Consider the following 13,950-nt stretch of genomic DNA (forward strand, 5'->3'; position numbering starts at 1 on the left):
CTCTCTCAGTCGACTTCGGCCGGCGAAGTCGCGGTCTCGGCGTAATCGGGGCTGCGGGTGAGATCCACGTAGACGATGTCGTCCTCGACCTTCACCGCGTAGGTCGGCTGGCACAGGTCCTGGTCTTCCTCGTAGCCGGTGTCGAGGTCGAACGCCCATTGGTGACCTGGGCAGATGACCCGCCCGTGCAGCAGGGTGCCTTTCGCCAGTGACCGATCCTGATGGATGCACAGATCACGAAAGGCGTAGATCCGGTCGTCCGCCTGGAACAGGGCGACCGCGGTGTCCCCGACCTCGACGCGAAGTTTCCGGCGGCGGCCGAGCTCACGGACGGTGACCAGCCGGGTCCAGTTCGTCTCCATCGTTCTCTCCTGTCGGGCGAGATGCCTGCGTCGGGAGGGGCCCGATGCGGGCCCCTCCCTGCGCACGGTCAGGCGGTCGCGAGCTCGAGGTCGGTTGCCACGTACGTGTCGTAGAGCCCCTTCGTGTACGAGAAGCGCATCTCGGCTCCCCACTGCACGAGTTGCAGGCAACGCTGCTGCAGCTGCGGGGTATCGGCGTGGTCGAGCACGATCTGGTATCCACGCTCACCGTGCACGACGTCCGACGTGATGTGCAGGTCGAAGAATTCGATCTCGTCCTCGGTGAACCCGTATACCTCACGCAGCGGGACGATCTGCTTCTTGTAGATACTCGGTACCTGCGACTCGAGTCCGACGACGAGCGCGGCTGTGGCCACGACGAAGTGCTCACGCTGCGACACCGCGTAGCACCAGGACTGCAGACCGCGGGTGATCGCGTTCATGTTCGACGGGTCCTCGACGCGTTCCTTCGTGGTGCCGCACGCCTCGGCGAACTTGATGAGGAGGTCGGTGTGCCGGATGTCGGCCAGTTCCTCCTCGTACATGTTCTGGAGGGTGAAATCCTTTGCGTTGGTGAAGGTGTCGGGGGTGTTCGAGTAGATGTTCGCGAGGTAGTCGGCGAAGGGGCCGACGTAGTGGTAGTGGTTCTCCGCCCACCGCGCGAAATGGTGCTTCTCGAGCTTGCCCTCGGCCCACGCCTTGCTGAACGACGCATTCTTCGCCTCGCGGCCCTTGATGGCGTTCTCCAGAGCTGCGCGGAAATCGTCCCTGCCTAGAAGTTCGGTCATGATGTGCCTCGTCTTCCTCGAGTATGAGAATGGTTGGGGATGCTCCGACTGGAGTGAATTCGACGTTATCGACTCGCGGTCTGCCCGGCCACGGTCGAAGTGACTGCGTTCGAAGGGTTTCGATGTGCACGTTGTCGGCACATCGTGAGCATTCAGCTGGGTACTGCGGCGAGGGCTTCGAACTCGGCCAGCATCGCAGCTCCGACTGCTTTGTCCTGCTTGCCGTTTCCGCCGCTGATGCCTATGCCGCCGACGATCTGGCCGTCGAAGACGAGGGGAAATCCGCCGACGAACACCGCGAACTTGCCCGGCAGCATCTGGCTGATGCCGAATGCCTCGTTCCCGGGCAACGCCGGACCGTCGGGAGCCTCGTTGAACAGGTGTGTTGCCCGCTCGTGGCCGGCAGCGGTGAACGCTTTGGCGATCGCGATGTCGACGCCGGTGAGGCGCGCTCCCGGCAGTCGGTGCAGGGCCAGTACGTTGCCGCCGTCGTCGCAGACGCACAGGGTCTGCTTGACGCCGATTTCCTCGGCTTTCGCGCGTCCCGCGGCGAGCAGTGGGAGTGCGTCGTCGAGGGTGATTCGGTGAACCTGATGCATTGTCTTCTCCGTTGCGTATTCGGGAGGAAGTGATGCACCGATTTCTATCACCGGCATCGCCGGAGGAACCATGGTCAAACTATCCGGCAATCTCGGCGAAATCAGGGCATAGTGCATAAGCAGTGCAGGTGTGCGCTCCGCCATACTGCACTTTTCGACCACCCGAGGAGGGTCCGCAGTGGACGACACCACGACACCGGCCGCAGAGGACGAGCGACTGTCGTTACGCGGCCTGCTGGAAGAGCCTTTGCTCGCGTCGGCCCGGCTGCTGTCCGGTACGGACGCCCTGAGCGGTCCGGTGACGTGGTGCCTGCCGTGGGGTGAGGTGATGAGCAGGCCCGACTCCCTCGCCGAGGTCGCTGTGTACACCCGGCCCGAAACGCTGCCCGCGCACGGACGTGAACTCGAATCGCTGGTGGCGCGGGGAGCCGGGGTCCTTCTCGTCGACGGGTCGGCGCCCGCGGGCACGGTCTGGCCGACCGGGCTCACGGTCGTGGAGCTGGGTTTTCCCGTCGGGTTCACCGCACTCAACCGGCTCCTCGCCGAGCGCGCTCTCACCCAGGAAGCGCACGTGATGCGCTACGCCCTCACCGTGCACCAGTCGCTCGCGGGCTTGCTGCACCGCGGCGCGGGCCTGCCGATGCTGATCCGCGAGGTCGCGACGCTGACCTCGGACGTCGCCGTCGCCCTGGACGTCCGGGGACGCCTCCTCGCGCACGCGGGACTTCCGGATGTCGAGGACGCGGGCACCGTCGCCCTGCTGGAGGCTCTCGCGGACGCCCTGCCGCGCCTCGAGGAATCACCACCGGCACGGATGCACAACGTTCACGTGTTCCGCCTGGAGCATCCGGAGGGACTGTTCGCGCCCACGACGGCAGTCGCCGGGGCCATGCAACTCGCCGGCCGCTACGAGGGCTGGATCGTGGTCGTCGTGCCCGGGGCGAACCCTCGCAGACACGATATCGCGCAGCACCGGGTGGTCGTCGAACAGGCCGGGACGATCATCGGCACCGAGATGCTCCGGCAGCGGAGCGTGGACGAGGCCGAGGAGCGGGCACGCGGCGACTTCGTCCAGGCCCTCGTGCACGGCAACTTCGCCAACGACCACGACCTGCGCACCCGGGCCGCGCTGCACGAAATCGATCTGGACCTGCACTACATCGTGTTCGTCGCTCCCGGTCTCGTCGACCGCGCGTCGGGACGGCCCGGCGCGAGCATGGTCCGGCTGGCACGGTACGCCGCCGGCGTCCTGCCGCGTCCGGGCGTACGGTCGCACGTCACCGTCATCGGCGACGTGCTCGTGGTGATCCGATCGTTGAGCTCCGTCGACACGCCTGGTGTCGAATCCGAGATCAGCGAGTACGCGCACGCCATGTCGCTCGATCTCGAAACCCGTTTGGGTCAGCGGATTCCGGTGGCCCACGGACGTCCCGCGGCGGGCGCCCGCGATATCGGGGACAGCTACCGCGAGGCCCGCATCACCCTGGGCATCGCCCAGCGGCTCGGGCTGTCCGGTTCGGTGGCCTACAACGACCTGCGCGGGTTCAGTGTGCTCGCCCGCGCCACCGACACCGACGAGAGCCGACGGCTCATCCGTGACGTCCTGGGTCCCCTTCGGGCGTCGAGTTCGCACGCCGACACCGAGGAGTTGCTGTTCGCCTACCTCGAGGAGGGCGGCAACATCAACGCCGCCGCGCGGCGCCTCCGGATCCACCGGAACACGATGATCGCCAAGCTCGATCGCACGTCACGGCTCATCGGCATGGACATCCGGGAACCCGAGAACCAGTTCACGCTGTGGCTGGCCCTCCGTCTCGATCTGCTCTCCCAGGTGCAGGACACCGTCAACCACGAGATCGTGACCCGCTAGCCCTCAGCCCGCCACCGGGTTCTCGCCGGCGAACGTCCCGACCAGTCCGGCGAGCACGACGAGTGCCGCCACTGCGAACAGCAGTCCGTACGGATTGGCCGACAGGTGTGCGGCCACGCCCACCCAGGCGGCGCCCACGGCCGAGCCGCCGAAGCGGATGAGGTTGAACAGTCCCAGGCCGGTTCCGACGGCCCCGGCGGGCGATCGGGTCGAACCGGCCGCGGCGGGTGTCTGGACCATGCCGATCCCCACTCCGGCGACGAGGAGCACGGCGCCGACGGCGACCGGGTTCCGGACGCCCGCGGACAACGTGATCGCCAGTGCCACTTGACTACTGATCAAGACGGCCAGCCCGGTTCGCATCACCACCCGGGCCCCGATCCTGTCGACGAGACGCCCGACGACGGGTGCCACACATGTCATGACGACCGGTAGCACGAAGAGCATCAGCCCCGCCTGTGTGGTCGAACTGCCCGAGCCCGTCAGGTAGAGCGGAAGCGCGAGCAGCAGGGCCCCCAGCGCGAACATCTGGGTGAAGGCAGCGAGCGCACTGCGCAGGAACCGCGATTCGATCACCAGGTCGATGGGCACGAACGGGTTCGCCGCCCGCCGGCAGTGGAGCACGAACCCGGCCGTGACGACGACTCCGCCGCCGACGGTCGCGATGCTGACCCAGGCGGGCACCTGCTCCATCGAGACGGTCGTGAGGCCGAGGATCAGCAGGACGGCGCCGAGCGTGACGGTGGACGCTCCGATCACGTCGAGTCGCATCTTCTTGCCGGGGTAGCGCGGGATGTAGCGGAGGGTTGCGGCGAACCCGATCAGGGCGACCGGCACCAATGGCACGAACGCCCACCGCCAGCCCCACCAGTCGCTGACGATTCCGCCCATGGACGGGCCCACGGCCTGCCCGATCCCGTTCACCGCAGCCCAGGCGCCGACGGCGCGCGCCCGCCGTGCGGGCCCGAACAGCCACGCGATCAGGCCCATAACCGCGGGCGCGAACGCGGCCGCGGCGATCCCGCCGAGCGACCGCCACATCACGAGCACGGGCAGGGACGGTGCGAGCGCCGCGCCGAGCGAACAGACCGCGGTTCCCAGTAGGGCCGCGCAGTACACGCGCCTGCGCCCGAACCGGTCTCCGATCCACCCGGCCAGCGGCATCGTCGCCGCGAAGGTGAGGAGAAATCCGACGACGACGAAGATGCCGCTGCCGAGACCGGCGTCGAAGTCGGTGAGGATCGCGTTCAACGGAACGTTGACGATGTTGTTGCTGACCGTGCCGACGAACGTTCCGGCGAGCAGCGCCGCCAGCGCGGGCGACGTGCCGGGTCCGCGTTCGTCACCCGCTGTTGCACTCTGAGCCTGACCGACCGCCGTGTTCATAGAGTCCACTTTCATCCGAGAATTCGCGTTCCGGCGATGCCCGTTCTCGCCGGAAACCCCTGCCGCACCCCGCTCGCCACATTTGGTTAGGCAAGCCTGATTATGAACACAGGATTCCGTGAAACGGCTTCTGCCGAGCATTCCTTTACTTGCGCGTGACAACAAGCAATCCCGGCGAAAAATGCCGGGCACAATGCACAAATACGCTGGTTATCGATGTGCACTCTGGACGTTGACCCTGGAAAACGCCCCGCGCAGTATCACTGCACTGTGACTAGTGCCACTAGTCTGTACCTATTTCGAAGGGGCGCACCGTGGATGTAAGTCTCACCGCCGCACATTGGGTGTATCTCGGAGGAATCATCGTCATCCTCGGGACGATGCTCATGCGGAAGAACATCGTCGTCCCCGCCGTCATCGGCACGTTCCTGACCGCCTTCGTGTTCTCGGACAGCCTCGTCACCGGCCTCGCGTCGATTTTCAATGCGAGCCTCGTCGCCGCCCGCGAGCTGTTCAACATCTTCCTCATCATCTCGCTGGTGACGGCGATGCTCGGCGCACTCCGGCAGATGGGGGCCGACCGGTTGATGGTCGCCCCGTTCCGGCGCGTCATGCGCGGCGGCACCAGCAGCTTCATCGTCCTGGCCGTCGTCACCTACACGATCTCGCTGTTCTTCTGGCCCACCCCTGCGGTTCCGTTGATCGGAGCCGTCCTCATCCCCGTCGCCATCCGCGCCGGCCTTCCCCCGATGGCGGTCGGCATGGCGATCGCGATCTGCGGACAGGGCATGGCGCTGTCGTCCGACTACATCATCAAGGTGGCGCCGGGCCTGTCGGCGAAGTCGGCAGGAGTCGATCCGGACGTCGTCGCGGACCGCGCCCTGGTGATGTCCCTGATCGTCGGTCTCACCGCACTCCTCATCGCCTACTTCACGCAGCGCAGGCACATGCGCCGCCCCGCGCCGGAACTGCTCACCGACTGGGAGTCACGCGCGGAGAGCGACTTCGGCAAGCCCGGCGGCGACGCCCCCGACGGCGGTGCGACCCCCACCGGCGGCGCCGCGATCAGTCGCACACCGGCCGAAGCGGCGACGAGTGCCACTCCCCCGACGTCGACGGCGGTCCTCGCCGAACCGGTCACGGCCTCCGCGCGGCAGGTCATCGACGACACGTTCAAGAGCATCCGTGCCGCAAAGACTTTCGCAGTACTCGTTCCCACGGCGTATCTGGCGTTCATCGTCTACCTCATGGTCGGCAAGTTCACCGACCTGGTGCCCGACCTCAAGGGCGGCGACGCGGCGGCGATGGTCGGCGGCATCGCCGCGCTCATCCTGTTCGCCGCGGCCGCGACCAACGACAAGAAGGGCTTCCTCGAGACGACGTCCGAGCACCTGATCGACGGCCTGGTCTTCGCATTCAAGGCCATGGGCATCGTGATCCCGATCGCCGGATTCTTCTTCATCGGCAACGGTGACTTCTCCGCCGCCATTCTCGGACTTCCCGCGGATGCGACCGGTCCGACGCTGCTCTTCGACCTGGTCAACGCCGCGCAGTCCCACCTGCCGCAGAACGCGTTCGTCACGTCGTTCGGCATTCTCGCCATCGGCATGATCGCGGGCCTCGAGGGCTCCGGATTCACCGGGCTGCCGCTCACCGGTTCACTCGCGGGCGCGCTCGGGCCTGCCGTCGGGATGGACCCCGCAACCCTGGCGGCGATCGGTCAGATGGGGAACATCTGGTCCGGCGGTGGAACGCTCGTCGCCTGGTCGTCGTTGATCGCGGTGGCCGGCTTCGCCCGTGTGCCCGTCCTCGAACTCGCCAGGAAGTGTTTCGTGCCCGTGGTGTCCGGCCTGCTGCTGTCCACCGCGCTGTCGGTGCTCATCTTCTGACAGTTCGACGACCTCGGCGGGGCGGTTTCCCCGCCGAGGTCACGCGCGCAGTCGATCCGCGTTCTCGAGGATGGCGGCGCGCAGCGCCTGCTCCGGTTCGCTGAGAACACTCCGGCGGGCCTCCAGCACGAATTCGACGTCGACGGCGGGCCCCCACTCGTCGCACGAGCGCATCCGCACCGGCGCCAGTCCCGCGGGCGGCAGCGTCTCCGCATGGAACACGACGCCGAGACCCGCAAGACACGCGGCCCGCAACCCGTTCAAACTGTCCGTCACACAGGCCACCCGCGCGCCGCGCCCGGATTTCTCCAGGACGTCGAGCGCCGCTTCCCTCGTGATCGACGGCGGCGGATACGTCACCAGCGGCACCGGCCCCTCGGTATCCGGAACGAAGTCGGGGGCCGCGAAGAACGCCAACCGGTCGGACCACACCAGTTCGCCGTGCCGGTCTCCTCTGCGACGCTTCCCGAAGACCAGGTCCAGCCGGCCTTCGTGCAGTTGCCGGAACAACACTTCGCTCAACGCCACCGTGAGTTCGAGATCGACGAGCGGATGGCTGCGGCGGAACTCGCCCAGAATATGAGGTAGCTCGTGCAGAACCAGATCTTCGGACGCCCCGAACCGGACGCGTCCCCGCACACCGGACTGGGTGAAGTAGCGCTCGGCGTCCGAGTGCCGCTCGAGAATCGACGTCGCGAAACCCACCATCACCGAGCCGTCCGCGGTCAGCTCGACCGAATGCGTGTCCCGCAGAAACAGGCGGCGCCCGGCGGCCAGTTCCAGCTTTCCCACGTGCTGGCTGACCGTCGACTGCCGCAGGTTCAGTCGCTGGGCCGCGGCGGTGAAACTGCGGGTGCGCGCGACCGCGAGAAAGCTCCGCAGATGAACGGGATCGAACATCACCCATTGTTATCACGGTTCGGCATTACAGTAAACGCGACTATCGTCTTTCGAAATATCCGCGCATTCCTTACGGTCGAACCATGCTGACGAAGATCCCGCTGCTCAGAAGACTCGATCCGTTCATTCTCGGCATCCTGATCACCGTCGGGATCGCCAGCCTGATCCCCGCGGACGGCACGGCCCTGACCGCGTTCACGTGGGCCACGAAGGTTGCCGTCGGAATTCTGTTCTTCCTCTACGGCGCCCGACTGTCCACGCAGGAGGCGCTGCACGGCCTGCGTCACTGGCGTCTGCACGTCACCATCCTCGCGGCGACGTTCGTGATCTTCCCGCTACTCGGAATCGCTGCGCGCGTGCTGGTTCCGACGATCCTGACCCAACCGCTGTACCTGGGCCTCCTCTACGTCTGCCTGCTGCCGTCGACCGTCCAGTCGTCGATCGCCTTCGTGTCGATCGCCCGGGGCAACGTGCCCGGCGCCATCGTCAGCGCCTCGTTCTCCAACATCCTCGGCATCTTCGTGACACCACTCCTCGTGGCATTGCTGATGACGAGCGAGGGGGCAGGATTCGACGCGTCCTCCGCGATCGGCATTCTCGTCATGCTCCTGCTCCCGTTCATCGCCGGCCAGGCGGTGCGACGGTGGATCGGTCCCTGGGTGAAGAAGCACGGCGCACCGCTCAAGCTCGTCGACCGGGGATCGATCCTGCTGGTCGTCTACGTCGCATTCAGTGAGGGAATGAACGAGGGCATCTGGGGCACACTGTCCGTCGGCCGGCTCCTGGCTCTGCTCGCGGTGTGCGCGGTGCTGCTCGGCGTGGTCCTGTCCGTCACGTGGTTCGGGTCGAAGCGACTCGGCTTCGACCGGGCCGACCAGATCACGATCACGTTCTGCGGGTCGAAGAAGAGCCTCGCCACCGGGCTTCCGATGGCCACCGTCCTGTTCGCGAGCCAGCCGATCGGCCTGATCGTCCTGCCGCTCATGCTGTTCCACCAACTGCAGTTGCTGGTGTGCGCGTGGATGGCGGGCCGGCTGGCCCGACGCGCCGCCACCGAGGAGACGGAACTCGCGACCAGTTCGAGCTAGCCGGAAATCATTCGGCCAATACGGCCTTCAGGAAGGTCTTGGTGCGCTCGTTCTTCGGCGCGGTGAAGATCGTCGCCGGGTCGCCTTCTTCCACGACCCGCCCGGCGTCGAACATCATCACCCGGTTCGACACGTCCCGCGCGAACTGCATCTCGTGCGTGACGATCAGCATCGTGATGTCGGTGGTGCGCGCGACGTTCCTCAGCACGTCGAGGACGTCCGCCACCAACTCCGGATCCAGCGCCGACGTGACCTCGTCGAGCAGCAGAATGTCGGGGTCCATGGCGAGTGCTCTCGCGATCGCGACCCGCTGCTGCTGGCCACCGGACAGTTGCGTCGGGTGCGCGGTCTCCTTGTCCGACAGACCGACCGTCTCGAGCAACTCGCGTGCCCTCGTCACGGCCGCGGCCTTGTCCAGACCGAGCACGTGGATCGGCGCTTCGGTGATGTTCTCGATCACGTTCATGTTGGGGAACAGGTTGAACTGCTGGAAGACCATGCCGATCCGGCGTCGTATCCGGCGCACGTACTTCTCCGACGCCGGCACGAGTTTGCTTCCCTTCTCCTCGTGGGTCAGAGGTATCCCGTCCACCCAGATGACGCCCTCGTTCACCTTCTCGAGGGTCATGAGTAGCCGCAGGATGGTCGTCTTCCCCGATCCGCTCGGACCGATCAGGGTCACCCGGTCACCGCGCGCGACCTGGAAGTCCAGGTGGTCGAGCACGACGTGGTCGCCGAACTGCTTCACGACATCGTCGAATCGGATCATCGGGGTTGCTGCGCTCGCGTCATCGGGCAAGACGTCTCTCCAATCGCCGTATGAGCAGGGACGTCGGGTAGCTGGCGACCAGGAAGATCACACCCGCCAGCGTCAACGGTTCGAGGTACTGGAAATGCCGGGCGCCGAACTGCTGCGCGGCCGTCACCATCTCCACCACCGTGATGGCGAACAGGAACGGGGTGTCTTTGAACATCGACACCGCGTAGTTGCCCAGCGCCGGGACGACGCGACGGATGGCCTGCGGCAGGATGATCGCACGCCACGTCCGGGTGGGCGCGATGGACAACGCCCGCGCCGCCTCCCACTGGCCGACGGGCACCGCTTCAATACCCGCCCGGTACACCTCGGCCATGTATGTCGAATAGTGGATTCCGAGTACGACGACACCGATCTGCAGCGGCGACAGTCCCGTGAACGTGTAGTACACGAACAGCAGTTGCACGACGAGCGGGGTCAGCCGGATGAACTCGCTGACGGCGCGGACCGGGACACTCACCCACCGCGGCGCCGCCTGCCGGATCAATGCGATGACGAGACCGAGAACGACGGAGATCAGGAACCCGAGAACGGTCGCGATGAGGGTGATCTTGAAACCCTCGAGCAGCACGGGCAGTGCCTCGAACGCTCGATCCCAACTCCACTGGACGCTCATTGCTTCGCCGCCTCCAGTCCCCGTGGATCGGAGGGTGCGAGGCTGAAGATCTCACGCAGGGACGGACCTGTGCCGAGGCGATTCTTCGCCCGCACCTCAAGCGCGTTCATCACCAGTGTCAGCACGTAGCCGATGACGAAGTAGATGACGAGCCCGACGCCGAAGGCGAAGAGCGTGTTTCCGGTCGTCTGCCGGAGTTGGTCGATCTCGAAGGTCAAGTCCTGCAGAAGGATATAGCTCGCGAGCGCCGTGCCCTTGAGGAGTTGGATCAGGAGATTGGTCAACGGAGGAATCATCTCCGCCCAGGCCTGCGGGAAGACCACCCGGCGCAACCGCTGCCAGTGACTGAAGTCCAGGGCTGTCGCCGCCTCCCATTGCGATTGCGGCACCGAGTTGATCGCGCCCCGCACCACCTCGGCTCCGTAGGCGCCGTAGTTCAGCCCGAGCGCGAGGATCCCGCAAAGCACCGGGTCGAGGAGGTAGCCGAACAACGGAACCACGTAGAACAACCAGAACAGCTGCACCAACAGCGAAGTACCCCGGAAGAATTCGATGAACGCGCGCGCCGATCCCCTGATCACGATGTTGTGCGCACGCGCAGCCAGTCCGAGCGCGAGCGCGAGGACGAACGCGAGGAGGGCGCCTCCCGCAGTCAGTTGGAGCGTGACGACGATGCCTTCCTGGATGCTCGGCCACGCATCGAGGAAGGCATCGATGTTTTCCTTCACAGGCAGCAGACCTCTACGACGATCAGCCGGCCCCGCCGCAGAGTTTGGCGGTGGTCAGGTTCGGATCGGGCAGTTCCTCCGCGGTGAATCCGAACGGTCCGACGATGGACAGGTACTTGTCCTTGTCGGAGGTGATCTTGGCCAGCTCGGCGTTGTAGGCGTCTCGCAACTCGGTGTCTTCCTTGCGGAAGACCGTGCCCCCGGCACCGACCTGGGGTACCCCGTCGATCTCGGCGACGAACGAGTTCGTCACCTCCACCGGGGCCTGCGGGTTGTTCTGCGCCAGCCAGTTCAGTGAGATTCCGGTGAGCGCAAAGACATCCGCGCGCCCGTTGGCGACGGCGTCCATTCCGTCCTGCGGCGACGCCACCTGCATCGCATCGATCCCGAGTTGCTGCGCGTAGTCCGATTCGATCGCCCCGGTCATCGCGGCCATCCGCACCCCGCTCTGCTGCACCGACTGCATATCGGTGAGCTTCGCGGGATTACCCTTGGGCACCATCAGCGCGGTCGTGTAATTGAACTCCGGTTCACTGAACGCTGCCTGCTCGCACCGCTGCGGCAGGATCGACATGCCGGCGCTGACGACGTCGAAGCGGCGGGCCTGCAGTCCGGGAATGAGCGCTCCGAAGTCGGTACTCACGCCCTCGACGTTGTCGATGCCCAGGTTCTTGAAGATCTCGCGGTGCAGGGCCACGGTGGCGCCGGTCAGCTGGCCGTCCTGCTCGAAGCTGTACGGGGCCTCGCCGGCGAAGCCGACGGTCACCGTTCCGCTGTCCTGCAGCTGCTGGAGGAGTGATCCGCCGCTGGTCGTGTCGGTCTTCGTGCATCCCGCCAGGGAGCCGGCGGCCACCATCATGCCTGCGAAGGCGACAGCCGCCCTGACTGCCGGACGTTGTTTCGACATCGTGCTCGTCACCACAGATTCCCTTCGTCACCTCGGGTGATCCGGGAGGACGCGCACCGCACGGCACGATCCCAACGGATCTGCCCGGGCCACGTTACGCAGGCGAAGGATCCGCCATAGGGGAACCGGGGGGACGTTACCGCAGCGTTATCAAATAGCGGTCGGCGAATGTCCCCGGGAATGCCGAAAGCCCCCCAACAAGGTTGGGGGGCTTTCGGTAACGGATGTTCGGCGGTGTCCTACTCTCCCACACCCTGTCGGGTGCAGTACCATCGGCGCTGGAGGGCTTAGCTTCCGGGTTCGGAATGGGACCGGGCGTTTCCCCTCCGCTATGGCCGCCGTAACTCTATGAAACTGTCACACGGAACATCAGCGAAGAAACACACAACAAACAGTGTTGTTGGTGGTGTTCTTCTTTCTTCTGTTCTGAAACGTGTGTGTTGTTTCAGATACTGCACAGTGGACGCGTAGCTTCTTTGTGGTAAGTCCTCGGCCTATTAGTACCAGTCACCTGCATCCGTTACCGGACTTCCAGTTCTGGCCTATCAACCCGGTGGTCTGCCGGGGGCCTTACCCCCTCGAGGGGGTGAGAAACCTCATCTTGGAACAGGCTTCCCGCTTAGATGCTTTCAGCGGTTATCCCTTCCGAACGTAGCTAACCAGCGGTGCTCCTGGTGGAACAACTGGCACACCAGAGGTTCGTCCGTCCCGGTCCTCTCGTACTAGGGACAGCCTTCCTCAAGTTTCTAACGCGCGCGGCGGATAGAGACCGAACTGTCTCACGACGTTCTAAACCCAGCTCGCGTGCCGCTTTAATGGGCGAACAGCCCAACCCTTGGGACCTACTCCAGCCCCAGGATGCGACGAGCCGACATCGAGGTGCCAAACCATCCCGTCGATATGGACTCTTGGGGAAGATCAGCCTGTTATCCCCGGGGTACCTTTTATCCGTTGAGCGACACCGCTTCCACTTGCCGGTGCCGGATCACTAGTCCCGACTTTCGTCCCTGCTCGACCTGTCAGTCTCACAGTCAAGCTCCCTTGTGCACTTGCACTCGACACCTGATTGCCAACCAGGCTGAGGGAACCTTTGGGCGCCTCCGTTACATTTTGGGAGGCAACCGCCCCAGTTAAACTACCCACCAGGCACTGTCCCTGAACCAGATCATGGTCCGAGGTTAGAGGTCCAATACGATCAGAGTGGTATTTCAACAACGACTCCACACTCACTGGCGTGAGCGCTTCACAGTCTCCCACCTATCCTACACAAACCGAACCGAACACCAATACCAAGCTGTAGTGAAGGTCCCGGGGTCTTTTCGTCCTGCCGCGCGTAACGAGCATCTTTACTCGTAATGCAATTTCGCCGAGTCTATGGTTGAGACAGCTGAGAAGTCGTTACGCCATTCGTGCAGGTCGGAACTTACCCGACAAGGAATTTCGCTACCTTAGGATGGTTATAGTTACCACCGCCGTTTACTGGGGCTTAAATTCTCAGCTTCGCCACCGAAGTGGCTAACCGGTCCTCTTAACCTTCCAGCACCGGGCAGGCGTCAGTCCGTATACATCGTCTTACGACTTCGCACGGACCTGTGTTTTTAGTAAACAGTCGCTTCTCACTGGTCTCTGCGGCCCCACCCAGCTCACACTGCAAGAGTGATCACCGGACGAGGCCCCCCTTCTCCCGAAGTTACGGGGGCATTTTGCCGAGTTCCTTAACCATAGTTATCTCGATCGCCTTAGTATTCTCTACCTGACCACCTGTGTCGGTTTGGGGTACGGGCCGTGTGAAAGCTCGCTAGAGGCTTTTCTCGGCAGCATAGGATCACTGAATTCGCCTCATTCGGCTATGCGTCACCTCTCAGGCTGTATGAATGGCGGATTTGCCTACCATTCGCCCTACAGGCTTACACCAGTATTACCACTGACTGGCTCAGCTACCTTCCTGCGTCACCCCATCGCTTGGCTACTACCAGATCAGGTCCCATGCATCCACATCC

The 13,950-nt window shown here is 64.7% G+C and carries 12 protein-coding genes and 2 rRNA genes (1 of these 14 running past the window's edge); 3 read left to right on the forward strand and 11 right to left on the reverse strand.

Features of this window, described 5'->3' with window-relative positions; translation table 11 throughout:
* Nucleotides 1–5 precede the first annotated feature (5 nt).
* The 3 genes from JVH1_RS14465 to JVH1_RS14475 form a co-directional block, all read right to left on the reverse strand.
* Complete coding sequence (locus JVH1_RS14465; RefSeq protein ID WP_009477441.1) at nucleotides 6–362, reverse strand: Rieske (2Fe-2S) protein; 357 nt, start codon at nucleotides 360–362, stop codon at nucleotides 6–8.
* A 68-nt stretch (nucleotides 363–430) separates the two neighbouring features.
* Entirely contained in the window at nucleotides 431–1,150 is a 720-nt protein-coding gene (locus JVH1_RS14470) for a TenA family transcriptional regulator (RefSeq protein WP_009477440.1), read from the reverse strand.
* A 152-nt stretch (nucleotides 1,151–1,302) separates the two neighbouring features.
* A complete protein-coding gene (locus JVH1_RS14475; protein WP_005262083.1) occupies nucleotides 1,303–1,749 on the reverse strand; it encodes a heme-binding protein in 447 nt (148 codons plus the stop codon).
* Between the two features lie 178 nt (nucleotides 1,750–1,927).
* On the opposite strand from JVH1_RS14475, the gene JVH1_RS14480 reads away from it, so the two are divergent.
* Nucleotides 1,928–3,619 carry a CdaR family transcriptional regulator gene (locus JVH1_RS14480; RefSeq protein ID WP_009477439.1) on the forward strand — a complete coding sequence of 564 codons (1,692 nt, stop codon included), beginning with the start codon at nucleotides 1,928–1,930 and terminating at the stop codon, nucleotides 3,617–3,619.
* Between the two features lie 3 nt (nucleotides 3,620–3,622).
* On the opposite strand, the gene JVH1_RS14485 is transcribed toward JVH1_RS14480, so the two are convergent.
* The gene (locus tag JVH1_RS14485; RefSeq protein ID WP_009477438.1) at nucleotides 3,623–5,005 is read right to left on the reverse strand and encodes an MFS transporter; all 1,383 of its coding nucleotides are present in this window, start codon (nucleotides 5,003–5,005) and stop codon (nucleotides 3,623–3,625) included.
* Nucleotides 5,006–5,319: 314 nt separating this feature from the next.
* Between JVH1_RS14485 and JVH1_RS14490 the strand changes: the two genes are divergently transcribed.
* The gene (locus JVH1_RS14490) at nucleotides 5,320–6,894 is read left to right on the forward strand and encodes a hypothetical protein (RefSeq protein WP_009477437.1); all 1,575 of its coding nucleotides are present in this window, start codon (nucleotides 5,320–5,322) and stop codon (nucleotides 6,892–6,894) included.
* A 39-nt stretch (nucleotides 6,895–6,933) separates the two neighbouring features.
* On the opposite strand, the gene JVH1_RS14495 is transcribed toward JVH1_RS14490, so the two are convergent.
* Nucleotides 6,934–7,794, reverse strand: a complete 861-nt coding sequence (locus JVH1_RS14495; RefSeq protein ID WP_043780722.1) for a LysR family transcriptional regulator — start codon at nucleotides 7,792–7,794, stop codon at nucleotides 6,934–6,936.
* An 83-nt stretch (nucleotides 7,795–7,877) separates the two neighbouring features.
* Here JVH1_RS14495 and JVH1_RS14500 point away from each other — a divergent pair, with 83 nt between their 5' ends.
* A complete protein-coding gene (locus JVH1_RS14500; RefSeq protein ID WP_009477435.1) occupies nucleotides 7,878–8,882 on the forward strand; it encodes a bile acid:sodium symporter family protein in 1,005 nt (334 codons plus the stop codon).
* Nucleotides 8,883–8,889: 7 nt separating this feature from the next.
* On the opposite strand, the gene ehuA is transcribed toward JVH1_RS14500, so the two are convergent.
* The 6 genes from ehuA to JVH1_RS14530 form a co-directional block, all read right to left on the reverse strand.
* Nucleotides 8,890–9,651, reverse strand: a complete 762-nt coding sequence (ehuA, locus tag JVH1_RS14505; RefSeq protein ID WP_043780719.1) for an ectoine/hydroxyectoine ABC transporter ATP-binding protein EhuA — start codon at nucleotides 9,649–9,651, stop codon at nucleotides 8,890–8,892.
* Between the two features lie 19 nt (nucleotides 9,652–9,670).
* Nucleotides 9,671–10,315: an ectoine/hydroxyectoine ABC transporter permease subunit EhuD gene (gene ehuD / locus JVH1_RS14510; RefSeq protein WP_009477433.1), complete on the reverse strand. Its 645-nt coding sequence runs from the start codon at nucleotides 10,313–10,315 to the stop codon at nucleotides 9,671–9,673.
* Nucleotides 10,312–11,043 (reverse strand): ectoine/hydroxyectoine ABC transporter permease subunit EhuC, encoded by a 732-nt coding sequence (ehuC, locus tag JVH1_RS14515; protein WP_009477432.1) that lies wholly within the window; start codon nucleotides 11,041–11,043, stop codon nucleotides 10,312–10,314. Before ehuC ends, ehuD begins: the two co-directional genes overlap by 4 nt.
* A 22-nt stretch (nucleotides 11,044–11,065) precedes the next feature.
* Entirely contained in the window at nucleotides 11,066–11,950 is an 885-nt protein-coding gene (ehuB, locus tag JVH1_RS14520) for an ectoine/hydroxyectoine ABC transporter substrate-binding protein EhuB (RefSeq protein WP_011596789.1), read from the reverse strand.
* Between the two features lie 226 nt (nucleotides 11,951–12,176).
* Nucleotides 12,177–12,293 (reverse strand): 5S ribosomal RNA (gene rrf, locus JVH1_RS14525).
* 134 nt (nucleotides 12,294–12,427) lie between these two features.
* Nucleotides 12,428–13,950: ribosomal RNA gene (locus JVH1_RS14530) — 23S ribosomal RNA — on the reverse strand; it runs 1,613 nt beyond the window's last position.

Source organism: Rhodococcus sp. JVH1 (assembly GCF_000280725.2).
GTDB lineage: Bacteria > Actinomycetota > Actinomycetes > Mycobacteriales > Mycobacteriaceae > Rhodococcus_F > Rhodococcus_F jostii_A.